This is a genomic window from Paenibacillus sp. GL_099_B, from assembly GCF_057835695.1.
On record NZ_CM174430.1, the window covers coordinates 4,903,116 to 4,926,960 of the forward strand.

The 23,845-nt window shown below is 44.6% G+C and carries 33 protein-coding genes and 1 tRNA gene; 8 read left to right on the plus strand and 26 right to left on the minus strand.

Annotated features, from left to right (window positions below):
* Positions 1-220: 220 nt before the first annotated feature.
* From AC3ITG_RS22255 to AC3ITG_RS22275, 5 genes are all read right to left on the minus strand, one after another.
* Complete coding sequence (locus AC3ITG_RS22255; protein WP_072735367.1) at positions 221-418, minus strand: hypothetical protein; 198 nt, start codon at positions 416-418, stop codon at positions 221-223.
* Between the two features lie 100 nt (positions 419-518).
* Positions 519-1,259 carry an SDR family oxidoreductase gene (locus AC3ITG_RS22260; RefSeq protein ID WP_489251386.1) on the minus strand — a complete coding sequence of 247 codons (741 nt, stop codon included), beginning with the start codon at positions 1,257-1,259 and terminating at the stop codon, positions 519-521.
* Positions 1,260-1,265: 6 nt separating this feature from the next.
* The gene (locus AC3ITG_RS22265; RefSeq protein ID WP_489251387.1) at positions 1,266-1,880 is read right to left on the minus strand and encodes a TetR/AcrR family transcriptional regulator; all 615 of its coding nucleotides are present in this window, start codon (positions 1,878-1,880) and stop codon (positions 1,266-1,268) included.
* Positions 1,881-2,065: 185 nt separating this feature from the next.
* Positions 2,066-2,245, minus strand: coding sequence for a hypothetical protein (locus AC3ITG_RS22270; protein ID WP_489251388.1), 180 nt, complete (start codon positions 2,243-2,245; stop codon positions 2,066-2,068).
* A 68-nt stretch (positions 2,246-2,313) separates the two neighbouring features.
* Positions 2,314-2,901: a TetR/AcrR family transcriptional regulator gene (locus tag AC3ITG_RS22275; RefSeq protein ID WP_489251389.1), complete on the minus strand. Its 588-nt coding sequence runs from the start codon at positions 2,899-2,901 to the stop codon at positions 2,314-2,316.
* Between the two features lie 235 nt (positions 2,902-3,136).
* Here AC3ITG_RS22275 and AC3ITG_RS22280 point away from each other — a divergent pair, with 235 nt between their 5' ends.
* Positions 3,137-3,775 carry an SDR family oxidoreductase gene (locus AC3ITG_RS22280; RefSeq protein WP_489251390.1) on the plus strand — a complete coding sequence of 213 codons (639 nt, stop codon included), beginning with the start codon at positions 3,137-3,139 and terminating at the stop codon, positions 3,773-3,775.
* A 165-nt stretch (positions 3,776-3,940) separates the two neighbouring features.
* Here the strand turns inward: AC3ITG_RS22280 and AC3ITG_RS22285 are convergent, their stop codons facing one another.
* The 3 genes from AC3ITG_RS22285 to AC3ITG_RS22295 form a co-directional block, all read right to left on the minus strand.
* Positions 3,941-4,501 carry a YdhK family protein gene (locus AC3ITG_RS22285; protein ID WP_489251391.1) on the minus strand — a complete coding sequence of 187 codons (561 nt, stop codon included), beginning with the start codon at positions 4,499-4,501 and terminating at the stop codon, positions 3,941-3,943.
* Between the two features lie 225 nt (positions 4,502-4,726).
* Positions 4,727-5,146: an organic hydroperoxide resistance protein gene (locus tag AC3ITG_RS22290; protein ID WP_064636540.1), complete on the minus strand. Its 420-nt coding sequence runs from the start codon at positions 5,144-5,146 to the stop codon at positions 4,727-4,729.
* Positions 5,147-5,368: 222 nt separating this feature from the next.
* On the minus strand, positions 5,369-6,565 hold the full coding sequence (locus tag AC3ITG_RS22295; protein ID WP_489251392.1) for an NADH-dependent flavin oxidoreductase: 1,197 nt from the start codon (positions 6,563-6,565) through the stop codon (positions 5,369-5,371).
* A gap of 127 nt (positions 6,566-6,692) precedes the next feature.
* Here AC3ITG_RS22295 and AC3ITG_RS22300 point away from each other — a divergent pair, with 127 nt between their 5' ends.
* The gene (locus tag AC3ITG_RS22300) at positions 6,693-7,028 is read left to right on the plus strand and encodes a winged helix-turn-helix transcriptional regulator (protein ID WP_413372574.1); all 336 of its coding nucleotides are present in this window, start codon (positions 6,693-6,695) and stop codon (positions 7,026-7,028) included.
* Between the two features lie 136 nt (positions 7,029-7,164).
* On the opposite strand, the gene AC3ITG_RS22305 is transcribed toward AC3ITG_RS22300, so the two are convergent.
* Positions 7,165-7,237: transfer RNA gene (locus tag AC3ITG_RS22305), tRNA-Val, on the minus strand.
* A gap of 144 nt (positions 7,238-7,381) precedes the next feature.
* Here AC3ITG_RS22305 and AC3ITG_RS22310 point away from each other — a divergent pair.
* The 3 genes from AC3ITG_RS22310 (at position 7,382) to AC3ITG_RS22320 (ending at position 8,664) form a co-directional block, all read left to right on the plus strand.
* Positions 7,382-7,636 (plus strand): hypothetical protein, encoded by a 255-nt coding sequence (locus AC3ITG_RS22310; RefSeq protein ID WP_489251393.1) that lies wholly within the window; start codon positions 7,382-7,384, stop codon positions 7,634-7,636.
* A gap of 236 nt (positions 7,637-7,872) precedes the next feature.
* A complete protein-coding gene (locus AC3ITG_RS22315; RefSeq protein ID WP_489254514.1) occupies positions 7,873-8,316 on the plus strand; it encodes a GNAT family N-acetyltransferase in 444 nt (147 codons plus the stop codon).
* A 111-nt stretch (positions 8,317-8,427) separates the two neighbouring features.
* Positions 8,428-8,664: a DUF3892 domain-containing protein gene (locus AC3ITG_RS22320; protein WP_063565553.1), complete on the plus strand. Its 237-nt coding sequence runs from the start codon at positions 8,428-8,430 to the stop codon at positions 8,662-8,664.
* Positions 8,665-8,724: 60 nt separating this feature from the next.
* On the opposite strand, the gene AC3ITG_RS22325 is transcribed toward AC3ITG_RS22320, so the two are convergent.
* The 4 genes from AC3ITG_RS22325 to AC3ITG_RS22340 form a co-directional block, all read right to left on the minus strand.
* Positions 8,725-9,006, minus strand: coding sequence for a hypothetical protein (locus AC3ITG_RS22325; RefSeq protein WP_413372576.1), 282 nt, complete (start codon positions 9,004-9,006; stop codon positions 8,725-8,727).
* The gene (locus AC3ITG_RS22330; protein WP_064636528.1) at positions 9,000-9,212 is read right to left on the minus strand and encodes a hypothetical protein; all 213 of its coding nucleotides are present in this window, start codon (positions 9,210-9,212) and stop codon (positions 9,000-9,002) included. Before AC3ITG_RS22330 ends, AC3ITG_RS22325 begins: the two co-directional genes overlap by 7 nt.
* A 169-nt stretch (positions 9,213-9,381) precedes the next feature.
* Positions 9,382-9,702 (minus strand): DUF3889 domain-containing protein, encoded by a 321-nt coding sequence (locus AC3ITG_RS22335; RefSeq protein ID WP_413372577.1) that lies wholly within the window; start codon positions 9,700-9,702, stop codon positions 9,382-9,384.
* Between the two features lie 54 nt (positions 9,703-9,756).
* On the minus strand, positions 9,757-10,053 hold the full coding sequence (locus tag AC3ITG_RS22340) for a hypothetical protein (protein WP_489251394.1): 297 nt from the start codon (positions 10,051-10,053) through the stop codon (positions 9,757-9,759).
* Between the two features lie 230 nt (positions 10,054-10,283).
* On the opposite strand from AC3ITG_RS22340, the gene AC3ITG_RS22345 reads away from it, so the two are divergent.
* Positions 10,284-11,186 carry a manganese catalase family protein gene (locus AC3ITG_RS22345; RefSeq protein WP_489251395.1) on the plus strand — a complete coding sequence of 301 codons (903 nt, stop codon included), beginning with the start codon at positions 10,284-10,286 and terminating at the stop codon, positions 11,184-11,186.
* A gap of 112 nt (positions 11,187-11,298) precedes the next feature.
* Here the strand turns inward: AC3ITG_RS22345 and AC3ITG_RS22350 are convergent, their stop codons facing one another.
* From AC3ITG_RS22350 to AC3ITG_RS22365, 4 genes are all read right to left on the minus strand, one after another.
* On the minus strand, positions 11,299-12,318 hold the full coding sequence (locus tag AC3ITG_RS22350) for a VanZ family protein (protein ID WP_489251396.1): 1,020 nt from the start codon (positions 12,316-12,318) through the stop codon (positions 11,299-11,301).
* Between the two features lie 274 nt (positions 12,319-12,592).
* Entirely contained in the window at positions 12,593-12,979 is a 387-nt protein-coding gene (locus AC3ITG_RS22355; protein ID WP_489251397.1) for a DUF5071 domain-containing protein, read from the minus strand.
* 41 nt (positions 12,980-13,020) lie between these two features.
* Positions 13,021-13,599, minus strand: coding sequence for a DUF3221 domain-containing protein (locus tag AC3ITG_RS22360; protein ID WP_489251398.1), 579 nt, complete (start codon positions 13,597-13,599; stop codon positions 13,021-13,023).
* Between the two features lie 104 nt (positions 13,600-13,703).
* On the minus strand, positions 13,704-14,027 hold the full coding sequence (locus AC3ITG_RS22365; protein WP_489251399.1) for a hypothetical protein: 324 nt from the start codon (positions 14,025-14,027) through the stop codon (positions 13,704-13,706).
* Positions 14,028-14,194: 167 nt separating this feature from the next.
* Here AC3ITG_RS22365 and AC3ITG_RS22370 point away from each other — a divergent pair, with 167 nt between their 5' ends.
* Positions 14,195-14,413 carry a hypothetical protein gene (locus AC3ITG_RS22370; protein ID WP_489251400.1) on the plus strand — a complete coding sequence of 73 codons (219 nt, stop codon included), beginning with the start codon at positions 14,195-14,197 and terminating at the stop codon, positions 14,411-14,413.
* A gap of 155 nt (positions 14,414-14,568) precedes the next feature.
* On the opposite strand, the gene AC3ITG_RS22375 is transcribed toward AC3ITG_RS22370, so the two are convergent.
* The 4 genes from AC3ITG_RS22375 to AC3ITG_RS22390 all read right to left on the minus strand — a co-directional run bounded on the left by AC3ITG_RS22375 (position 14,569) and on the right by AC3ITG_RS22390 (position 19,395).
* Complete coding sequence (locus AC3ITG_RS22375; protein WP_489251401.1) at positions 14,569-16,284, minus strand: ABC transporter ATP-binding protein; 1,716 nt, start codon at positions 16,282-16,284, stop codon at positions 14,569-14,571.
* 45 nt (positions 16,285-16,329) lie between these two features.
* Positions 16,330-17,361, minus strand: a complete 1,032-nt coding sequence (locus AC3ITG_RS22380) for a FecCD family ABC transporter permease (RefSeq protein ID WP_413372587.1) — start codon at positions 17,359-17,361, stop codon at positions 16,330-16,332.
* Between the two features lie 2 nt (positions 17,362-17,363).
* Positions 17,364-18,419, minus strand: coding sequence for a FecCD family ABC transporter permease (locus AC3ITG_RS22385; protein ID WP_113053889.1), 1,056 nt, complete (start codon positions 18,417-18,419; stop codon positions 17,364-17,366).
* 238 nt (positions 18,420-18,657) lie between these two features.
* Positions 18,658-19,395: a glycerophosphodiester phosphodiesterase gene (locus tag AC3ITG_RS22390; RefSeq protein WP_489251402.1), complete on the minus strand. Its 738-nt coding sequence runs from the start codon at positions 19,393-19,395 to the stop codon at positions 18,658-18,660.
* Positions 19,396-19,753: 358 nt separating this feature from the next.
* Here AC3ITG_RS22390 and AC3ITG_RS22395 point away from each other — a divergent pair, with 358 nt between their 5' ends.
* Positions 19,754-19,948, plus strand: a complete 195-nt coding sequence (locus AC3ITG_RS22395; protein WP_413372591.1) for a hypothetical protein — start codon at positions 19,754-19,756, stop codon at positions 19,946-19,948.
* Positions 19,949-20,123: 175 nt separating this feature from the next.
* Here the strand turns inward: AC3ITG_RS22395 and AC3ITG_RS22400 are convergent, their stop codons facing one another.
* From AC3ITG_RS22400 to AC3ITG_RS22420, 5 genes are all read right to left on the minus strand, one after another.
* Positions 20,124-20,249: a YjcZ family sporulation protein gene (locus AC3ITG_RS22400; protein WP_236703683.1), complete on the minus strand. Its 126-nt coding sequence runs from the start codon at positions 20,247-20,249 to the stop codon at positions 20,124-20,126.
* Positions 20,250-20,348: 99 nt separating this feature from the next.
* On the minus strand, positions 20,349-20,933 hold the full coding sequence (locus AC3ITG_RS22405; RefSeq protein WP_413372592.1) for an LOG family protein: 585 nt from the start codon (positions 20,931-20,933) through the stop codon (positions 20,349-20,351).
* A 234-nt stretch (positions 20,934-21,167) separates the two neighbouring features.
* Positions 21,168-21,587 (minus strand): hypothetical protein, encoded by a 420-nt coding sequence (locus tag AC3ITG_RS22410; RefSeq protein WP_064636507.1) that lies wholly within the window; start codon positions 21,585-21,587, stop codon positions 21,168-21,170.
* 19 nt (positions 21,588-21,606) lie between these two features.
* Positions 21,607-22,275 (minus strand): uracil-DNA glycosylase, encoded by a 669-nt coding sequence (ung, locus tag AC3ITG_RS22415; protein WP_113054054.1) that lies wholly within the window; start codon positions 22,273-22,275, stop codon positions 21,607-21,609.
* Between the two features lie 275 nt (positions 22,276-22,550).
* Positions 22,551-23,771, minus strand: a complete 1,221-nt coding sequence (locus tag AC3ITG_RS22420; protein WP_489251403.1) for a MalY/PatB family protein — start codon at positions 23,769-23,771, stop codon at positions 22,551-22,553.
* Positions 23,772-23,845 lie beyond the last annotated feature (74 nt).

The following is a 23,845-nucleotide window of genomic DNA, read 5'->3' on the forward strand; positions in this document are numbered from 1 at the left end:
TATTCCCTCCCCTGCTGCTAGCTGTTGTACATTTATACTGCAGGTTCATCCACAAAGTTGCGCTGTTTTTCATCATTTTTCATTTTTTATCCAGAATATTTTCCACCCCTTGGAACGATCAAAAAGAGGCGTTCCCTGTTAAAGGACGCCCCTATAGTATAGTTGTTGACAATACGTAATTATACGAACTTCTTGTAGGTCAAACTTATTATGCTGCTGACTACGAAGTATGACGAGTCAATATACAAGGTACACCCTTGCCTACAGCTCCATCGGTTCGCATCCGTGCTGCATAATCCATTCCTCGTGTACAGGGGGTCTTGCAACGCTCACATACATCCGAAGTAACCAATTTCATGGATACACGAAGTTTGTCACTCTTTAACGCGGGAGCCTTTTTTCCCTTTGCTTTTGCCATCCCGAATTCCCCATTTCCCCAATTGCTTGCTGATGTAATGCATCATATGGGGATTCGCCCGGTTGTGTGTCAAAAGCAATAAACTTCGTGCATGATATGGTTAAATGAAGCCGCCGTTTGCACGCAGCGTCTGTCCTGTAACCCATTGCGACTCTTCACTGACGAGGAAAGAGATTACATTTGCAATGTCTTCCGGTTCACCCAGACGACCAAAGGCATTCATTTTACGCAGCCCTTCGAGCTGTTGCTCCGTCTTTCCGACAGAAAACAATTCTGTATTCACCGGACCTGGTGCAACAGCATTAATAGTGATTTGTCTGGAGCCAAATTCTTTTGCAAGCTGACGAGTAATCTGTTCAACTGCTCCTTTGGTTCCCGCGTACACGCTGTATCCCGGAAACATCTGTCCAGTTACAGAAGTGGAGAAGTTAACGATTCGGCCCTGGGCCTCCATGTGTTTCAACGCTTGCTGACAAGCAAAAAATGTACCTTTTACATTAATCGCAAACTGCTGATCGAATTCTTCCTCAGTCACATCTGCCAAAGGCGTTGTCTTCATGATGCCTGCATTGTTGATCAGAATATCAACTTTTCCAAGCTGGCTAATCGTTTCGGAAAATAAACGCTCCACATCTTCCTTCCGGGCAAGGTCGGCCTGAACGGTAATGGCACGCACTCCTTTTTGGCGAGCAATATCTGCCACCTGTTCTGCTTGGTCGGGGCTGCTCGCATAGTTAATGACGACATCTGCGCCCAATTCAGCGAGTTGCTCTGCTATAGCACGTCCGATCCCCCTGGATGAGCCAGTTACAATGGCCACTTTACCTGTTAACTTTTTCATTTACGATTACTCCCTCTCTTGTTCCAAATGTAATAATCCCTTTTCTATTAACAACCATACCTGTGCAAATTCCGCATCAATTGTAGGACTCTGCCATTCATAGGCGTGTGCAGGATGATGAAAACGAGCTGTAGCTTGAAGGATCGCCGTTGCAACCACATCTGGGTTGTTAAATTGGAACTGGTTCTCCTGCTGGATGATCTCACTCAAATGACGTACAAGATGTTGCACATGTTTATCAATAATATCTGCGGATTCCTGGGTTACCCGTGCGTACATCTCAAACAACTCTGCATCGGATTCGGCATAATGACGTTTACGAGCGATTAATGCTTCTATATATACTTTCAGATGACTTGTTCCCTCTCCGTTGTAACTCTGATCCTTAGTTATTGCCGTCAAAGGCGCGATAATCTCATCTTCGAGCCATTGTGCGGTCACACCTTCAAGTAATTCTTTCTTGCTTTTATAGTGCCTGTAAATCGTACCGTGACTAACCCCAAGCAATTTAGCGACATCCGTAACAGATGTTTTGGCAACACCGAAGCGCCGGAGAGTTTCCTGCGTTGCTGCGATAATTTGTTCCTTGGTTAAAAATTCAGAAGTTTTGTCCTTATCCATATGATTAAGATGGTTACACCATCCTCAAGTCACCTCCGTTGAAATTAGATTAACACAGCGAATAACAAATGACAAATATTTATTTTTGTCATTTGTTATTCGCTTGATGATTTTATATGTACGAGCGTAAAAAAAAGAGCCCATTTAATATGGCCCTTATCCAAAGTTTTAATGTTTCTCTTTTTCTAAAAAACAAATTTAAACAATACGAAGATCACCGCAAGTATCCCACCGAGAATCAGCCAGTTGCTGATTTCCCACCAAATGCTTTTCCCTCCGGCTAAAAGCTGTTGTTCATTTTCTTCATGGCGCTGTTTGTGTGTATGTGATTCGGAGGCATGGAGCGGCTTGCTGAAGTCCATCATATACATTCCCCTTTCCAGCAGCTTTAATCTTATCGTTCCATTATAACCCATAAATGAGCAGAAATTTATTAATTCTCAAAAAAGAGGCTATTTCCATACAACAGGAGAGGAAGCGTGTCATTGATCCATTGTTCCATAGGCTCGTTCCGCCCCTGCAGGTTCCATTGATAAGCCGCGCCATACATCCCCCAGCTTAAAAGGACTGCTGCTGTCTCTTTACGTGAGTTTTGCTCCGGGTTGGAGGTTTTCTGACGGTTCAGCAGTTGCAAAATAATGATCTGGATTTTTTCTCTAATCTGAAGTTCCAGTACGGGTCCCAGTGACCTGTAACTTCGTTCGCAGCGAGTACTGACTTCAGCATGAAATTCACACAGAACTGTTAATATTTTTCTCAAGACTTCTTCATTAAATGTATCATCCTGATCCATTCGATCATTCAATTTCTCCATGAATGAATAAGTAACGGTCGAATCCAGAATGGCAAATTTATCGGTGAAGTGCGCATAAAATGTGGCTCGATTCACCGTAGCTTTTTCGGTAATATCCCCCACGGTCAGAGAATCAAAGTCCTGATGCTGCAGTAGGGATAGGAACGCATCCTGCAGTAGCTGACGTGTCCGTATGACACGAGGATCCTGGTTATTTTTGATCGCCATTCGAATGTCTCCTCGCTTTATTGCAAAATGTTCGCAACAAAAATATAGGAACTGTTGTCTACGCAACGATTCTGCATTTTTGCTGATTGTAAGCCTGATTGGATTAGTATAGCATACTTAACAACAATCGTTGTTTACATTACTCTAGTTGTCTAGTCTATTTACAATCATAGAATGAAAAGGAGAAACATGATATGAAAACCATCGTCATTGTTGGCGCAGGCCCCGGACTCGGATGGCTATAGGACAGAAATTTGGACAAAACGGATTTCAGGTAGCTCTGGTATCACGAAACCAAGACAAACTCGATAACCTGGCAGCCCAGTTAAAATCAGAAGGTATTGAAGCATCAGGCTTCGCAGCCGATTTATATAACCCGGAACAATTGACACAAGCTTTTGACCAAATCAAAGAGAAGTACGGTTTTATTGATGTGCTGGAATTCAGTCCTACCGTTGGACAGTTTCCTCCGACACCTGCCATGAATGTTACTGCGGATAATGCACTGGATCAGTTCCAGGGTCTGGTACTTGGTGCAATTCATAGTGTGCAACAGGTATTACCGGCTATGCTGGAACGTCAGACTGGAGCGATTCTGTTCACTACCGGACTTTCTGCTATATATCCAATTCAGATGATGGGTAACGTGGGAATCGCTTTGGGCGGATTACGAAACTATGCCAACAATCTGCATACGGACCTCGCTCCGAAGGGCATTTATGTGGGTCACCTCTCCCTGGGTGTATTCATCAAGCCGGATACACCAACAGATCCTAAATACATTGCTGACGCTTGGTATGAGATGTATGTGGAGAAAAATAAAGCTGAGGAAACATTCCCGGTTGGTGTTACTCCAGAAACGATTGTCTGGTAACTGGAGATTTTCAAAAGATAGTTTTGCGTTGATATATATAAAACCACCCTTTTCACTTAAAAAGTGAAAAGGGTGGTTTTGGTATTCACATAATGACTAACACAAGTTATACGCATGGATGTGAGGCTTAACAACTATTACTTCAGGCTATTACTTCAAGCTCTCTCATTTAGCAGACAATTCTTCTTCCGTGACCCATTTATGATTCTTCACCGGATCTCCGCCTGTGGTCGGGGTATAATCAACCATATATACCGTCGTTTGCTCAGCGGAGTCAATCGTTGCCTTAGCCCCTTTCATTCCTGGCATGTGGTCAGCGTTCAGCACAACCTCTGCTCCTGCTGCATACGGTTGATCCGTATGGTCCTGAATTTCCTCTTGGATGACCCATTTATGATTTTTCACAGTGTCTCCCCCTGTGGTTGGTGTATACGAGACTGCATACGCTGTCGTCTCATAGGCTCCCACAATGGTCGCTTCTGCACCCTTCATTCCAGCCATATGGTCCGTACTCAACACGACATGGCTGCCCACTGGATATGTAGGATTTTTCTTTTCTTGAAGCCCTTCCAGTAATTCTCCCGAATCCGAGTGGTGCATCTCTCCTGTGCTCGCTGTATGACTATCACTACTGCTATTATCCTGCTCAGCATTCTTGCCACATCCACTTAACATCAGACTGCCCGTGATCACCGTAGTCAGCAATACCATTGCATACTTTTTCATGAGTTGCACTCCTTTGGACTTTCGAGTTCTACTCTTATAATATACCCCGTACGGGTATATTTCAATCGTGATTTATTTCTTTATCTATTATTGATATCGCTAAAGAATTAAAAAACATATCAAAAAACCTCCGATTTCTCGGAGGCCTTCAGTATTTATGGTACATGCTTCAGACTTCAACAATGAAGTCCAAAACGAGACCGTTCAATCGACTTGGCTCAATGATTAGGCTAGCCCCACGGTAACATTAACGTTCCCTTTGATGCCTTTGGAATATGGGCAGTAGTCATGAGCAAGTTTGACAAATTTCTGTGCTGTCTCCTCATCCAGACCCTCAATTTTAACTTCAAGTTCCACTTCCAGCTTCACACCATTATCCGTAGGGTCCGTCACGAGCATAACCGTAGCCGATACTGTGCTTCTCTCAATTTCGACTTTGTGTTTCTTCAACTGAAACTCCAGCGCTGAATTAAAGCAAGCACTGTAGCCTGCTGCAAACAATTGCTCTGGATTCGTAGCTGTCGTCACTTTGCCTCCCAGTTCAGGTGGGGCAGCGACATCAAGCATAAATACGTTATCTGGCGATTGCACAATCCCTTGACGTCCACCTGTATTGATAACTGTAGTTTCATATAATGTTTTCATGAGTATTGGCTCCTCTGTATGTTTAGATTTTATTTTGTAAAGATGATACCTCTTTTATTTTACTAACAATTAAATTGTACACAATTCAATTGTGTTTGTAAATCATTATTATAAAATTAAAAACAACCATTTCCTCTTGTAATAGCAGGAAATGGTTGCTCCGTAATTGATAAATTTCTATTACTGATCCAAAAGTTGAATCTACCTAATATAGTTTAACTTTTACATTTTCTTCTCAAAGCCCTCCATCGGTGCAAGCGAATTCTGGTAGTCAGTCCCTTCCTGACTGTCGGTAGTAAAGTGCATGACCTCCCGAAACGAACCTTCCAGATAAGTCTGCATCGCCAATGGAATGCGCAATTCATCCATATCCGATGGGGATATTTGGTAACGAATGCTGCCAAGGTCACCTGCTTTCACTTTCTGTACCCATTTCGGTTCGCGAATCAATTCCCGTCCGAGTGCAGCCAAAGTTGCCCCGGCGTTGATAACTTCTTCTGCGTCCTCCGGCCGCTCAATCGATCCGATACCGATCAGAGGTTTTTTGTGATCCAAAACCCGGACGAATTTAGTTAAGATCGGCTCCTTGTCATCGGGTTGGTTTAAAGAGGTTCGTTTGTAACTTCCCATCGACAGATGAATGTAATCAACCCGAGTGTCTGTCAGAGCCTGGGCAAAAGCCAAGGAGTCTTCGAGCTGGATGCCCGGCATATGAATTTCTTCCGGTGAAATCCGGTAACCGAGGATAAAGGGTTTATCCGCATGGGCATCGATCACCGATGCAACCTCCTGAATGACTGCCAGCGGAAATCGCATACGATTTTCAAAACTGCCACCCCACTGATCTGACCGCTGATTGGAATTGACGGAGAAAAATTGCTGCAACAGATATGTGTTGGCCCCGTGAAGCTCTACCCCGTCAAAACCAGCTTGAATGGCTCGTAAGGTTGCTCTGCCGAAGTCCTTAATAATGTTTTCGATTTCCTCAGGAGTCAATTCACGCGGCGCCTCGGAGCCGATTGGATGTGCGGCTGCGATTGGACTCGCACTGGTGGGTTGAACACCTCTTAGCGTTTTGGAATTCGTTTTGCGCCCTGCATGAAAGATTTGCACAATGGCTTTCGTTCCGGCTTTCTGAATGGCCCTTGCAATTTTGGACAGTCCTTTGATTGTAGAATCACTTGCGATGGAAAGCTCACCTTCAAAGCCTTTTCCTCCATCGGTTACGTACGCGACACCTGTAATGATCATTCCAGGGCCACCAGCCCGTTCGGCATAATAATCGACTTCATCATTGGTGATGGAACCATCGAAGAAACTGGACATCGTTGTCATCGGCGCCATGACCACTCTATTTTTCAACGTAAAACCATTCGCAAATGTATAAGGCTGCAAGAAATTACGACTACTATTCTCCATATATATTCTCTCCTTTTATTAGGCTTGTTCGCCCTTGTCTCTGTTTCATGAGTTATTGTATAGTAGTGTGATATGTGAGTATAGTATGCACTTAAAAGGTAGATACTATCTAAAAGGAGAGTGGAATATGGAAACTGCGGAGGAAGTAAACGTTAAACCCTTTTCACATGCCATGTCGTTGATCGGTGGAAAATGGAAAATGCATATCTTGTTTTGGTTATGGAAAAAAGAAACATTGCGATATGGAGAATTGAAAAGAGCCTTGGGAGGGATTACGCATAAAATGCTAAGCTCTCAACTGAAGGAATTAGAGGCCGATCAATTAATTATCCGTACAGAGTACCTACAATTACCACCCAAAGTAGAATACTCTTTGTCTCGTGAAGGATTAACGCTGATGCCTGTGCTTGAGGTTCTCTGTAATTGGGGAAAGCAGAATCTTGCTGATTTGCAAAAGAATTAGTGATCTTATTGCATTGCTGCGAAGGATGTATTTCTTTTAATTTCCGTCCCCCAATTGTCCCCCAAGACTTTCATAATGCCTTGTTCTAAAACTAGACAAAAGAAAAAAGCCCTTGCTGCGCAAGGACTTTTTGTTATGATCTGTAGTGGGCTCGAACCACTGACCCCTACCCTGTCAAGATAGTGCTCTCCCAGCTGAGCTAACAGATCATGATATCTAATTGTTTTCCAATCAAGTAACAGTATCATATCAAGTAACCGTGTTCATTGTCAATCGTTTTATTGGTAATATTTTATTCGAATTGGTGCACAATAAAGGAATGATTACCATTTTGATGACGAGGTGACTTCCATATGAGGAACATGAAAGAACGTAAGCTGCGTTTATTTATCACAGCCAAAAACTTAGCCTGTTTGATTGCGCTTGTTGCATTAATATACGTTTCTGTCGGTTGTAGTTTGGAACGGGATGAACATACAGTACAATTCCAACAGTTAAAAGAGCCCAATGAGGTTAATGATGATCTGCCCGTTTGGCTGGATGTGTATTCCAAGTCTGTTGTGCATGACGTTTACTCCCCACAAGGCAATGTTGAAGTCTTACCCTGAGGAACATCAAATCGCATTTCACTCGTCTTCGTCCCACTTTTTGGAATACGCCTTCTTGGTCACATAATACAACAAAGCAATCATTCCGGCCGCCATCAAAAGGGTGATTGCCATCACTCCTGCCATGCCCATGGTTCGCACCTCCTCTCCCAGTATGTTCCAGACTTAACTATACAGGAAAAGCATTTTTTTGTATAATTCACTCTGATAGCGTAGAGCAGAAAGAAGGAATGGAATTGGCAGCTGAGATTAGTTATGTAACGACTGAAGAACAACTCCAGGAAGCACTGGATATTCGCAATAACGTTTTTGTAATCGAGCAGCAGGTGCCTGCTGACATTGAGATTGATCAATATGATACCATCAGTCCTGATGTGCATCACGTATTGTTGAGTAAAGATGGACAGGCTGTGGCCACGGGGCGCCTGATTTATTACACCAAGGATACCGCCAAAATGCAGCGTATCGCTGTACTCAAATCTCATCGTGCATTTGGGTACGGACGTGTGCTTCTGTTAGCCATGGAAGAACGGGCACGCGAATTGGGATTGGCCTACTCTGTTTTGGACGCACAATGCCAGGCGCAGAAGTTCTATGAGAAGCTCGGATATGAAGTAATCTCTGAAGAGCCTTTTTATGATGCAGACATTCTGCATGTTCGTATGCAAAAGAGTCTATAAATAAACCTCTGCGTGCGATATGAACCTATGTTGTGCATACTTTTTTTTGATCCGGACAGGCTAAAGAGGTAACCAGATTCCTATTTGGTCAGATAAGGAGAGTGTGACATCATGGATCAAACGACACGCGAAAGCTTCACAGCAGTACAAAAAAATGGTGACGGCGATCTGACGGCGTTTCAAACTTCATCCGGACGTGTGCTGGATTACCAACAAGCACTGGCAGAAGTAAAAGCAGGATCAATTGCAGGTGTGAACGTCTTTAAAGGCAAAGATGGCGAAATGTACATTCGCGGTGACGCAGACGGCGACCCCACCAATAACCTTGATCAACTTCCTATCTTCTAATAGATGTATGCTGCCTAACAAGGCGCCTATCCGGCTTTCCGGGTTGGCGTTTTTTGCGTTTTAATATTCGGTAAAATATTTCACGGCATCGCCAGCAGGCTGGCTTTTGCGAGTGGGTTGTGGTTCCTGCTCCCATGCTTGCAGAATTAGTATACCTTCCAGCGTAGACTTGTTCTCCCACACAATATGTTGCCTGCGCTCAAGCTCAAGCAGTGACTCATGAATGAACGCCTTGCTTCTTCCCGTCTTATTCTCCAGCTCATCCATTCGTGGCAATCGGCGGCGCTGGCCTGCATAATTAACAATAATACGCAAAATTTTGCGTTCAAAATCATTCAGCATATTTCTTCCTTCCCTTCCTTATGGAGTACGGGACGCCATGCCAGAATACCTTGTTCCAGAAATGTTCGGGGTGCCCCCTCTTTCCCTGCGGATGCTCTAATCTTCCCTTCCCGTACACTGTTGATTCGAATCTGCCGCTGTGTAATATGCCCTGCACGATCCATGTAGACGAGCTCCACCATCTGACCAATATATTTCCCTAGCATAATCATCCCTCCAATAAGAACATGCGTTTGTTTTATTATTATATGCGAACATAAGTTCTTTATTCAACAACTAAAAAAAGGATTTTTTTGAAATAAAAAAACCAGACTCACTCCCTTTCATAGGGAAGTCTGGTTCCTGTCCTGCCTTGCTGTCCAGTTCATGTTCAGTTCAACGTCGATCCGATTCCGTGAATTGTACTTTTTTCAGCTGCTGGGTCGACGGGTTAAAATCAACATTTACAAATACAGCAAATTGTTTACCGTCTTTGTTACGTACCCATAGCTTGAACTGTTCACGGGATTGGTCTGCTGTTAGTGAGGTGCGGCCGATGTGTTTGTAATCCAAAATGTCCACGTTGTACTTGGTTTGCGTTTCCTTCACTGCAATGATTCCCCACTTCGCATAATCCGGAATCGCAGTTGCTGAACTTGTTGCTAGTCCACTTAAACTTAGTATCACCGTCATCAGGACTACGATGAGCATTCTCATATCATTCACTCCTCGGGGCAATGTTTACGTTAGCCTGCCCTGTAGAAGTTTATTTTACACCAGTAGACGAATGATAAACGTAATCGGTTGCTGGAGCGATTGAACCGTACTTATCGCCATCTTATACCGTTCGATTGGTGAATTGATGCTTATCCCCCAGTCACCCTCCAATAAAAGATTTCGCGGTAGTTGATCTTCCGGCTTTTCCAAACCGTACTTTTCTATAAGCGCATCTCGTGTTTGTTGATCCAGCTCACTCGAATAATCTGCATATGCTGCCGTAACATCGCTACATCCAAAAACGACAAGCAGGAGGACACCCCATCCTACCATAATCCAACTTTTGCGCACTCTCAGTTTCTCCTTCATTTAAATCAGATAATGACAACCATACTTAACTTCATTCGTCCTGATTGTACATAAATAATACGGGATTGGAAATAACAAATGTAGACTCAACTACATACGCCTTAAGCCTCATTTGCATAATTATGGGTTTAGCGTATTCGATAAACGTGTAATAGGCCATGACAGCATCACTTCATTATTCTTAACACTCATTTCAAGGAGGTTACACCCGAATGTTCAAACGTATGGATGAAATCGCAATTGAAATCCCCAATGTCGAGAGACCGGACCCGAATGCAGCGGCAGCGATACAAGAATTGCTGGGTGGTAAATTCGGAGAGATGTCAACGTTGAACAATTACCTCTATCAATCCTTTAATTTTCGTTCCAAGGAAACATTGAAACCCTTCTACGATCTGGTGATGAGTATCACCGCCGAAGAATTAGGTCATGTAGAGCTTGTGTCTCATGGCATTAACAAATGCCTCAGAGGTTCCACCGAATACAAAGAGCCTGACGATACACCACTTGGTTCCGTGAAGGATGCGCGTCTGTCCTATCATTTCCTGGCTGGTGCACAGGGAGCAATGCCTTTCGACTCCATGGGTAATCCATGGACAGGCGCCCATGTTTTCAACAGTGGGAATCTGGTCGAAGATCTATTGCATAACTTTTTCCTCGAATGCGGAGCACGTACTCACAAAATGAAAGTTTACGAAATGACCGATCACCCCGCAGCCCGGGCAGTTGTTGGCTATTTGCTGGTACGCGGCGGCGTGCATGTGGTCGCTTATGCTAAAGCGCTTGAGATCGCAACCGGTGTGAATGTAACCAAATTGGTGCCGATTCCATCCCTGAGCAATAAATCCTTTAACGAGGCGTGGAAATACGAAGAAAAAGGCCTACACACAAAGCTGTATACCTATAGTGATAAAGACTTTAATGCGATCAGTCAGATCTGGAAAGGGACACACCCCGAAGATGGACAACCGCTAGAAGTCATTCAAGGCGTGCCTGAAGGTTTCCCGATCCCAGAAGCTCCTGCGGTGGAAGAAGAATTCGCACCAGGTATTTCGCAGGAAGACTTCCAGGAAATTGCACGACGTCTGAAGATGGCGGGAAATATTGCGGATTAAGGTAGCGTTATGTAGTGGAGGTATTAGTTGTTGTTGATATAGCATGAAATGGATTGAGCCCTCGGATCTTGCTGCTTCAGTGGCAGGATCGAGGGCTTTATCATTGATAATATTAAAACATGGATTTAATGCTGTTGATGAACTTTTGCCCTGTGTTTGCTTCCGTCAGTGTAATGTCCCACATCACTATATTTGTCATCAGATTTGAACTACCATTCATTACTTTTATAGTCAGTTCATTAACTCCCTTTAACGGAGTTTGAAAAGAGTCAAGCTGGTTCTCCCCGCTGTTCGCTGATACAACCAAAGAATAAATTTCTGTTCCATCGGCGATAAAGCTTACTGTAATACTCTCATTGCTTGTTGTGCGGACAACATCGTCCGGTATAGCGAAACAACCTGTCATATTTTTGTATTTTCTATTTAAGAGATATGAAAACTCATTCGTTTTTTGTTTTTTTCTACTGTACAGATTGATTTGAGGCTCAACATTTGTCTGGCCTACTGTAAAACCGGAGAGTTCTTCATCCCATACTACAGCCCCGTCACTCGAAACAAGTTCATTCAGTGCAACACTTTTTCCGTCAACGTTATCTAAATAATGATTGAGGCCTCCAACAATAGTGATCATTCCAATTGAAAAAATAATCGCTGTCAGGAAGATTCGAATAAATCCTTTTAATGTAGTCCGATGATGCTTTACTATCCGCTGTGCTCCATATCCCACGGCAGCCCCTAAAGTATTAATCAGGATATCGTCTATATCAAACGCACCTAAACGGGAGATCATTTGCAATGTCTCTAACATCGTAATACAGAGAATGAAAATGCTAATAAAGCGAATAAACCCACAGCGAAAGAGGAGCGGAATGATCACCCCGAAGGGGATGAAAGCTATAAAGTTCCCCATTTCAAAAAACCAAATCTTAAAATCTCTCCCCATTGGAAAATGTAAAGGAATTCCTTGAGGAGATAAGCTGTATCGCAAGCCCTGATCAAGACTGGACGAGCTTCTATCGAAGCCCAGGAATAAGAAATAAAATGTTAAACAAGTATATAACGATAACAATACAATAATGAATTTTCTTGACTTTCCTTGATACAAAATCAAAATCACACCTTCTTTTTTCAATAAACTTCTACATCATCAAATCATTCCTACACTATAATCTGCAGAAATTGCCTCGACTTGAATGAGCGTTCTGCACATGGTAGGATATTTATGCAGTCAGCTCATTCGTAGTGATTGCGGGATAGGAAGCAGCGCTGTTCTTCGAGGGACTCACGTTGCTCCTTGATTTCTTGGCAACCCTGAAAGGCTATGCCGTTCAAGGTTGTTTTGCACTGCTCCTTAGTATGAACTTTTCTGAATCACAAAATGAAAAATACGCTTCTTAAATTGCTTGTTATTGTATTTTATTCAGTAGTGGTACTATAACCTCATCCAATTCTTCAAGGATCTCACTTTTTGTAGGATTTTTCAAAATTATTTCCAAATCATCCTTCAATACTATTAGATATCGCGAAGGCAATCTACTAATTAGTCCCGTCAGCATAAAATATTCCCACTGTGAATCTTTTGTTTTAAATACATTTTGAATATAAGGAATAAGTTCTTCTCCGAATCTTAAAAGTAAATCTTCTACGGATCTGGCAATGGGCCAATTCCCATCTTGCAACCACTCCATAAGCTCAGGAATGATATCTCTCAACTCTTCATTACCTAATTCACTTAACTTACGCACCGCTTCAGTATCATGCTTGTCGCGGGGAAGCCATTCTCTAACATTCATACCTATCTCCTCTGTTCATCCAACAATGAAATTCTACATCCTTACTCCTGCTCCCCTACTGGCTCAATGTCTTCTACTTTCACTTCTATCTGATCCTGAGTATCCGTCGTTGACATTGCATCTCGTATATGAATGGTCCATGTTCCTATATCCTCATCGAAATCGACATTCTCAATTACAGGAATACGTACTTGCTCTCCGTCTGATGAGTACAATCCAGCCCGGATGGCATCCTCCTCACTCATATGAGCACCATCTGGAGTGGCCGGGCAAGCTACAGCAATCGTTTCCGCTCTGGCTTGTCCAGGGTAAGGCTCGTTTTCGGGGCTGCCATCCGTCCAGACTTCAACATAGGAGCCAACCTCTGGATTAGGCGCATTGGAGAACCATTTTGCCGGATAATACCGACTTTCTCCTCCGTTAGCACCGAAGTCTTCATATGCAGGATCAACCACTAGAATGGAATCGCCTTCGCGGTCAACCACATAACCAGTGAATCCATCTTCACTTGGTGTATTCGCTTGAGTTTGCACTGAATTACAATCGTTATATCCCGAACATCCGGTAAGGCATACGATCAGGATCGGGAGCGATATCAGAACTCGACGAAGATGGGACATATGTAAATCCCCCTTTATTAAAACCTATTTCTAATTTCAACGTTCCATATATGGTTATTGTTGCATGCAAACATATGTTTATCATAAACATGAGGGCAACAAAATCACTTCTTTCTGTAATGCGTATACCCATACCTTCCCCAGATCACTAATGCCACGCATAACAAGAGGGCACAGTATGCCCAGGTAAAAAACAAAGCCAGTCCCAATCCAATGTTGGCATCCAGCCGCTCCACACCCCACTCTGTATACAGCGCAAAGCCCAAAGGCACAGTCCCCACAACAAATAATCCGATCAATAATCCACCCCAACGTCTGAAGACGGATTTGGCTCCTGCCTTCGAATTCTTTCGAATACCTTGCACCAAGATGACCAGAATCAAAATCAATATCAGCCAGGTCATGAGAATTACCAGCATAATGTTCATAACGTTCGCCTCCTCCATTTAGAATTGTTTTATTTTTGTACAAAGGATTTCCGTCTGTTTGTCCATTGTACAACCTACCCCGCTTTCGATAAACTGATCACATTCGAACTAAATTGATAATGATTATCATTATCCAATAAGTAACCTATGCGGGAGGAACTATAACGATGAAAGCAACACGCAAGCTCGGTCCCCTTATACTCATGATTACCCTGATTGGCGCGTTGTTATCAGCCTGTGGCAGCAAAGCAGAACCATCCACAACGACCGCTGAAGTAGAATCAGGTGAATCCACCACCTCAACTCAAGCGGAGTCCGAACAAAGTGAAACTAAGAGATCGTTTGCTCAAGTCATGCCACGTATTTTAAAACATCCTCTGACTTAGATGCGTGATTCTCTTCTCTTGCCAACAGGCACAACTTGAAATTAAAAAGTAGAAAAAGACGCCTTCGCTTACTCAGGATAATGAGTAGACGAAGGCGTTATTTTTTAATTCTTATACAGTTTTCTTATATTACGTTCACAAACCCTAAGTTACGTTCAGGCACCAAACTGTGCATAATGCAGACGGCTGTATACTCCACCTGCTTCAAGCAATTCTTCGTGTCTTCCCTGCTCTGTAATCCCTTGCTCGGCAACAACAATAATGCGATCCGCATTTTTGATCGTAGCCAATCTGTGGGCAATGACTAATGTAGTCCGTCCTTCGGACAATTCCGCAAGGGATTGCTGGATTGCTGCTTCTGTCTCAGTATCCAGTGCAGATGTAGCTTCGTCCAAAATTAGAATTGGAGGATTCTTCAGGAACATACGCGCAATGGACAAGCGCTGTTTCTGTCCGCCGGACAGTTTCACACCGCGTTCACCAATTAACGTGTCCATTCCTTCCGGCATGGAAGTGATCAGTGTTTCCATCTGTGCACGACGAGCTGCCATCCAGATTTCTTCTTCTGTTGCATCCAGCTTGCCATACGCGATATTCTCACGAACTGTTCCATCGAACAGGAACACGTCCTGCTGAACAATTCCGATCTGACTGCGCAATGAATCCAGCGTCATGTCTTGAATCTCCTGACCATCGATCGTGATGCGACCTTCCAGCACATCATAGAAACGAGGCAGCAGACTGCACAACGTTGTTTTCCCTGCACCGGATGGTCCTACAAGGGCCACTGTTTCGCCGGCGTGAATATTCAGATCAATCCCTTTAAGAACAGGCTCCTGATCCGAATAGCCAAAAGTCACCTGCTCATATCGGATATCTCCACGCAGATGAGATACCGTAGTGGCACCCGGTCGATCTTCAACGTCCGGCTCCATATCGAGCAATTCCGTATAACGTTTGAAACCTGCAATCCCTTTTGGATACGTCTCAATAACGGAGTTGATCTTCTGAATGGGTGTAAGAAACACATTGGACAACATAATAAATGCAATAAATTGACCATAGCTCATACTGCCTTGAATAACAAACCATGTGCCGCATACCAGTACAAAGAGGGATACCAGCTTCATCAGCATGTAACTGATGGAAGAGTTCCAGGCCATAATTTTGTATGCGATCAGTTTGGTCTGACGGAAACGGCTGTTGTTTACAGCGAATTGTGCTTTTTCATGCTCTTCATTAGCAAAAGCCTGAACCACGCGAATACCACTTACATTGTTTTCTACACGTGCGTTGAAATCCGCTATATCCCCGAACATTCGGCTAAATGCCTTGGACATCTTGCTGCCAAAATACAAGGATAGATAAATAATGAGCGGCACGATGATAAATGTTAACACGGCCAGATTTCCGTTAATGCTCATCATGATGCTGAATGCACCAATCAACGTCATGACTGCGATAAATACATCCTCCGGACCATGATGGGCAATCTCGCCGATATCCATCAGATCATTGGTCATACGAGAGACCAGGTGTCCGGTTTTGGTATTGTCAAAGAAACGGAATGATAACTTCTGTACATGATTGAAAAGAGCTTTACGCATATCGGTCTCGATGTTAATGCCAAGCTTATGTCCCCAGTATGTAACAACAAAGTTGAGGAATGAGTTTAATAGATAGATCGCGAGCAGCGCAAGACATGCCCATAATATCCAGTCCCAGCGTCTCCCTGGCAAAAGGTCATCCACGACTCTATTGACTGCCAGCGGGAAGGCCAGTTCCAGCAGAGCTACGAAAATCGCGCAGCTAAAGTCCAGAATGAACAGCTTTTTGTAAGGCCTGTAATAGGCAAAGAAACGGCGAAGCATGGACTTAAGCCCTCCTTATAGCAACCATACAACATGATTGCCTTTCTATTTCGTTTTGCTCAAGAGATACAGGAAGTATGGGGCACCAATGATGGCAACCAGAATACCTGCTGGAATCTCTGAAGGCTGCAAAATTACACGTCCAAGCGTATCTGCAACAAGTACAAGCAATGATCCGACCAATGCGGATGCAGGCAAAAGGAACTGATGTTTTGGTCCCACGAGACGACGTGCCAAATGTGGACCGATTAGACCCACAAAACCAATGCCGCCACTGACGGATACGCATGATCCGGCTAGTCCCACGGCAGCAGCCAGCAGGATCAGTCTTTCGCGTTCTACCGGAGCGCCGAGACCACTTGCTGTTTGATCACCAAGGTTCAGTACATTGAGCACACGGGCTTTATACAGAACAAGCGGTACAAGGACTATGAGAAACGGCAGCAGCGCCGTTACGAATTTCCAATTGGAACCCCAGATGCTACCTGCCATCCAGGTCGCTACAAATTGATACTTCTCCGGACTGAGCCGAAGTGTTAGCACGATCATGGCTGAGCTGATCCCTGCTGCTACCCCAATCCCTGTAAGCAACATGCGAGTAGGCATGAGACCCTCTCCCTTTTTGTAAGAGAGCACATAAATCAGAAATGCAGCAAAAGTTGCACCGATCAGGGCCAGGATTGGCAGCAAAAATACTGGAGCAGCCGTCGTTGTCGGGAAGAAGGAAACAAACAACATAACAACCAATCCGGCTCCAGCGTTGATACCGAGAATCCCTGGATCAGCCAGAGGATTTCGGGATACCCCCTGCAAAATACAACCGGATAGTGCAAGTCCCGCACCGACCATAACCGAAATGACGATACGCGGCAAACGGAATTCAAACAGGATCAGTTCCTGCTTAGCTGTCCCACCGCCAAACAAGGTCCGCATAACCTCAAGTGGAGAAAGCCGAGTGAAGCCTGTATTCATACTGATAATAAAAGCCGTAATAATCAACGCACCAAGCACAATCATGACAATGGTGCTTTTTGTTCTCTTTTTGCGTTCTGCTCCAACCAGAGTTGAGGATTCCATCGTTACAGAGTCCTCCTTTCTTTACGCGCCAGATAGAGGAAGAAAGGTACCCCAATTAGGGCAACCAAGGCGCCAATTGGCGTCTCATATGGCGGGTTAATCATACGTGCAGCCAGATCCGCGAATACGAGCAGCAGACTGCCCATCACTGCGGAACATGGAATAATCCAGCGATAATCGACCCCAACTAATTTACGTGTGAGATGGGGGATGATAAGCCCTACAAAACCAACAGCACCAACCACGGATACCGCTGTACCTGCGAGGATCAGTACAACAATCAGACCAACCAGCTTAATCAAGCCAGTACGTTGACCCAATCCAACGGCGATGTCTTCTCCCAAGCTAAGCAGCGTAATGGAACGGGAGATAATAATCCCTGCAATAAGCGCAGCTAAAACCCAAGGGAACATGACTTCCAACTGCGACCACTTTGTCCCGGCTACACCGCCAGCTGTCCAGAAAGCGAGGTCTTGTCCAATTTTGAAATACAGTGCAATCCCTTCACTGAGTGCTGACAGCATCGCAGACACTGCCGCCCCCGCCAGAACGAGCCGGAGAGGTGTAAGTCCGGATTTGGACGCTGCACCGAAACCATAGACCAAAAGAACCCCAAGTCCTGCACCAACGAAGGAGTACAGAATGATATACATATATGGCATGCCCGGGAAAAAGGCAAAGCAGACAGCGAGCGCAAATCCTGCGCCAGCATTCAGTCCGAGCAACCCGGAATCTGCCAGCGGGTTACGGGTCATCCCCTGCATAATGGCACCGGCTACTGCGAAGCAGGCACCCACCATCGCACCGCCAAGAATACGCGGTAACCGAATCTCCCATATAATCTGATGCGGAGTCAGTTCAGGATTAAAGTTAAAAATCGCCTCCCATACAACGCCCAGCTTGATATCTGCGGCCCCAAACGAAATGGACAACGCCATACCCAGCGCGAGCAGCAGAATCCCCCCTGTCAGGATCAATGTGGCAGCCCAGGGACGAGTGTGTATTTTGGCTGTCGGTGATTCCGTAGGTTGACTTGCCGATGAAACTTTCGAACTCATATGCCCCCACCCTTGTTATGAGTGATGTAGACAGATCCTATGTACATAACATTCACCTCTCTATTAATACAAAACTGATATTGATATTGATTCTCATTCCCATAGACCATTGTATGTCAACTAACTGTCTCTGGCAATGGACAAATGGGACATGTTTATTGCATAAATGAATTTTTGTACTAAAAAAGCTGCATGGAGTATAAGAACTCCAATGCAGCACCTTGGTTTTAAATATGAATTAACGACTATGTACAGCAGTCAATGCTGCCAGTACATCAGGCACATCTGTAATGATTCCCTGCACACCCATGTCGATCAGTTCCTGCATTTCGGCAGGATCATTCACCGTGAACGGATGTGTTGCAATTCCCTGAGCCAGCGCAGCAGCAACTTCTTCTCGTGTTACAGCCAGCTTGTAGGGATGCAGAGCAGAAGCTTCCAGTTTGGCAGCATAATCATATGGGCGGTACAGCTTTTCCATATATAGAAGTGCTGTACGAATTTCCGGGGCAAGACGTTTGCACCTCACTAATGAGGCATGATTGAAGCTGGAAAGAATGACCTGTTGTTCCATGCCCCAATCCCGAATCGCTTGTAGCATCTTTTCTTCCATTCCCTTATAACTGATAATACCATTTTTCAATTCAAGGTTAAGTAAAATGTCTTTCCCCCGAACCAGATCGAATAATTCATCCAAAGATGGAATTCGTTCTCCAGCAAAATCGGCATGGAACCAAGTTCCTGCGTCAAGAATACGCAACTCCTCATATAATTTATCCTTGACCCAGCCTTCTGCTCCGGCAGTGCGGCTTAACGTCTCATCATGTATCAGTACAAGTCTACCATCACTGGACAGCTGCACATCCGTTTCAATGCCTGTCGCTCCAAGCTGCAAGCTGCGTTCAAATGCAACCATCGTATTCTCGGGACATACGGCGGATGCTCCCCTATGGGCAATATTTTCAATTTTTTTCATTCCAGCGCCTCCTGAGTTCAACATTAACTCTATGATTCTCACTATAAACGCAGTTTGTCATACCTGTATTAACAGAGCGTTTAATTGTATGCTTCGTCCGTGTATAGGGCAACATCTTGGAAGGCTGGGGATTCACTCATTTTGTGAACTCAATCTGTAAAGCAGACATAATATAGTATCAGTCATAGACAACTGCACTCCGCTGTAAGGAGGTCGCCCTTTGAAACCCCTAACGAAGAAGAAATCGGTATCTCCCAAATCTTCCTCCAAAAAAGCTCCCTTACCCAGAATTTCTGCAAAAAGCAGATCCAGCAAACCCAGCTGTAAAACCCGAACTCCACCCGGACCACGCCAACACATGAAAAAGGCATCCGTTCGGGGTCTGGCTGTTCCCGACAAAACGAGTAATCAATCATCTATTATTAATGAACAGAGTCAACTGGATAAGTTGGCTTTTATCGCTGCCATCCTTGCTCTTATTGCAGCCGCAATTGGACTATACATTGCCTGGAAAACACTCAGTTTGCCTGGTGATACTGTGGTAACGGTCTAACTCCCCTCGCCCCACTCTGTCTCTCTTTACCATGGAGGCGGAGTTCTTTTTTTTGCAGACAGAAAAAAAACCGTTCCCCTGAGACACCGGCCGTACCGGCGTCTCTTGGAAAGGCCATTTCTTCATCGGGCGTTGTCCCGGCGACTACGTCACCGTCCCGGAATGGCTGATCGATTTACAGAACGAATGTACGAGAGATGATAACGAGCAGGATGAATAACACCAGAATTGCGCCTGTTGATGTCCATGCTCCACCGCCAAAACCTCCGTAACCGTATCCTGTGCCTTTGATTTCGCTCATGAGTGACACTCCCCTCTTTTTAAGAAAGTACACTATAGACTATGTTTGGGGAGGGAACTTGCTTGGGCACATCGGAAAGTTTTCCGCTGGAGCGGGTAGTTATTTATCATGAAGCTGTGACCACTTCTGGGTCAACTGTGCCGGAATATAGGATGACATCCGGTTCAACAGTTCAGCCGGGTCAGACTCCAGACTCCATAGACTGAGATGTGAGGTATTGGAAAATCCTTCATGCACGCTGTGCTCAACCATTTTCATCAGCGGCTCGTAATATCCGTTTACATTTAACAAACCGACGGGTTTACGATGAATGCCAATTTGTGCCCAGCAAAGAACCTCGAATAATTCTTCGAATGTCCCCATACCACCAGGAAGCGCTACAAATCCGTCGGACAGCTCGGCCATCGTTGCCTTGCGTTCATGCATCGTTCCCACTTCAATCAGCTGCGTAAGACCACCATGTACGACCTCTCCGCGGAATAAACCAGTCGGCATGACACCAATCACTTCTCCACCCTGTTCCAGAGCAGCATCGGCGACCGCACCCATTAATCCCATACATGAACCGCCATAGACGAGTGCGTACCCGCTATCGGCGATCTGTTTACCCAATTTAATAGCCTGCTGTGTGTAATCGGGGTGATTTCCCGGGTTGGAGCCTGCAAAAACACATATACGTTTCAATGGGTTTCACTCCTTCTCATTATCTATTTCATTAGTGTATAACATGAGTGCAAATACTATGTTACATCACTCATCATACACAAGTGAATAAAAAAAACACCCGACCGTTTGCAGCCGGCCGGGCTCCCATAATTAGTACACATCTTTTAGAAGGGGTTGTTACTGTTTACTATAAAGGCCGAACATTAAATCCATATGATCTTTGCATGAAATGAATATTAAATATCATTGGACTTATCGTATTCCACGCCGTGAGCGTACCACAAACATATGCTTGTCCTTGCGAAGAATCCGGCCGTCTGCAAGCTCAACCTGATCATCATCATGACGTATAATCGTTGTGGATAATGCTACAATTTTGGCCCGACGCCAAATCATAACCTGTGATTTGAAATAGATGGCATTTTCAAATTGTACCGCCTTTTTCATCACATATCCAACCTTATGCACCTCGGAACGCGCTTTTTTCAAGGGAAGGCTTTCTTCAGGCAGAGGCCGGATCATTGCGATATTGTCGAACGATACCTTGATCCGCTTGGGTCCGATTCGTACACAATCCGCTTCTTCATCCCACTCGACCAGCGTTCCTTTCAGTGGCTCTCGTATGCCGGTTGCACGATATACGGCTACTTTCCGTCCTACCCAATGTCGCAATGCCTTCGCCCCCGTTTGTCTAGTTTTCCGGTATCGTCCAATCAATCGGTTCAATACCTTTGGAGGTCAAAAATTCATTGGCTTTGGAAAAAGGACGACTGCCCAGGAAGCCACGATGTGCTGCAAGCGGACTTGGATGCGTAGACTCCAACACCAGGTGTTTATCCCGGTTAATGAATGCCCCTTTCTTCTGGGCATGACTGCCCCAAAGCATAAATACCATCGGTTCTGAACGTTCATTCAATGCCCGGATGACAGCGTCTGTAAACGTCTGCCATCCCAGTCCCTGATGGGAGTTCGGCTGCCCTTCCCGTACCGTCAGAACCGCATTAAGCAACAGCACACCCTGCTCTGCCCAATGAACCAGCGATCCGTGATTCGGAATCGGCAGACCTAGATCCGCGTGAAGCTCCTTATATATATTTTTCAAAGAAGGAGGAATGCGCACCCCCGGTCTGACAGAGAAACTTAATCCTTGAGCCTGACCTGCTCCGTGATAAGGATCCTGACCGATAATAACAGCCTTGACCTTATGATACGGGGTCAGTTTAAGAGCCGAGAACAAATCTTCCTTGGGTGGAAAGATGGTCTGTGTTTTATACTCGGCGGCGAGTGCATAACGAATGTTGTTGAAATACTCGGCTTCAGTCTCTTCCTGAAGTACCGTGTCCCAATCATTTCCAAACATATGTAAAGGCTCCTTTCCCTGATGAATACATATCCGTGCAGTCCACATAACGAACTGCCACCTGCGTGAGCCGTATCCTACGACTCATAGACTATCCACCATTTTAACATAACCGGGGACAGCAGACCAGAAGTGTACATCAGGGGAATAGGTTGCCTGTATAACTAACGTTACTTCAGACTTACCACGGAATGGCTATCGCTGTGAATTGATGCTTTCTGAATCTGTACTTCAGCGTTAAAGCAATTCTGTACCTTGTTTATAGTTAATTGAATTCAGACTTGAACGGGTACACCCTCATCTTTATTGACCAACACAGTGCTTATTCTTCTGAGCCCCTCTTCAAGAACCGAACGCGGACATGCCAGGTTCAGACGGATACACCCGCCTCCATTAGCTACAAACATATGCCCATCTTCAAGTAATACCCCCGCTTGTTCAGCGAAAAATAAAGGCAGGTTTACATTTTGGGGGACGTATGCCGTAATATCAATCCATGCCAGATACGTAGATTCCGGAATATGAAAGATCGCCTGTGGCAGATAACGTTTCACATATTGATCCACAAAGGAAAAATTGTCATCGAGATACGTTTTCAACTGTTTCAGCCATTCGTCGCCATGTTCATAAGCAGCTTGAGTCGCAGCAATGCTCAGCGGATTTTTGAATCCATAATGCCGTGTTTGCCAGATCGTTCGGAGTCCTTCATTTGCAATAATCACGTTGGAGAACATCAGGCCCGCCATGTTGAACGTTTTGCTCGGCGACATACAGGTAACAATTCGATCCGTATCCGGGAACAGCTTGGCAAGAGGCGTATGCTTCTTTCCTGTACGCAGCAAATCACAGTGAATTTCATCCGAAATTACCCACACGTTATGGTTCAGACAAATCTCGCCCACACGTTGTAACTCTTCTGTTGACCATACCCGTCCGGACGGATTATGCGGATTGCAAAAAATACATAACGTGACTTGTTCATCGCTGGCTTTGGCTTCAAAATCTGCAAAGTCTATTGAATAATGTCCCTGCTCGTTGATCAGATCTGAGCAAACTAGTTCAAGATGATTATGCTCCACAGCCGATTTGAAAAAACCATAGGAGGGTGTCACAATCAGCACCTTTTCATTCGGTTTGCAAATATATTCAACTAATTCATATAGAGCAGGAATGATCCCATGCGATGTCTCCAGATGCTCCTTGGGAAAAGACCAGTCGTAGTATCTGTTCATCCAGTTGGAGACAGCTTCGTAGTATGCCGGATCGAACACCTGGGAGTACCCCATAATTTCCCGGTCCAAACGCTCCTTAACTGCTTCCCGTATTTCGGGAGGTGTGGCAAACTCCATATCTGCAATCCACATGCGAATAAATTCTTCATCCTTAAAGGGAAATTTCATATCTTCTGTTGCATTAAAAATATATTGACGGAAACCATCCGTATTCATGGCATTGGTCCCTGTGCGATCGATAATCTCATCAAAATCATACTTCATAGCCTTCTGCGCCTCTTTCTCTCTGTTCTCCATCCTGGGATGAGGTTCTGTTAGACACATTATTTCATGGCTTA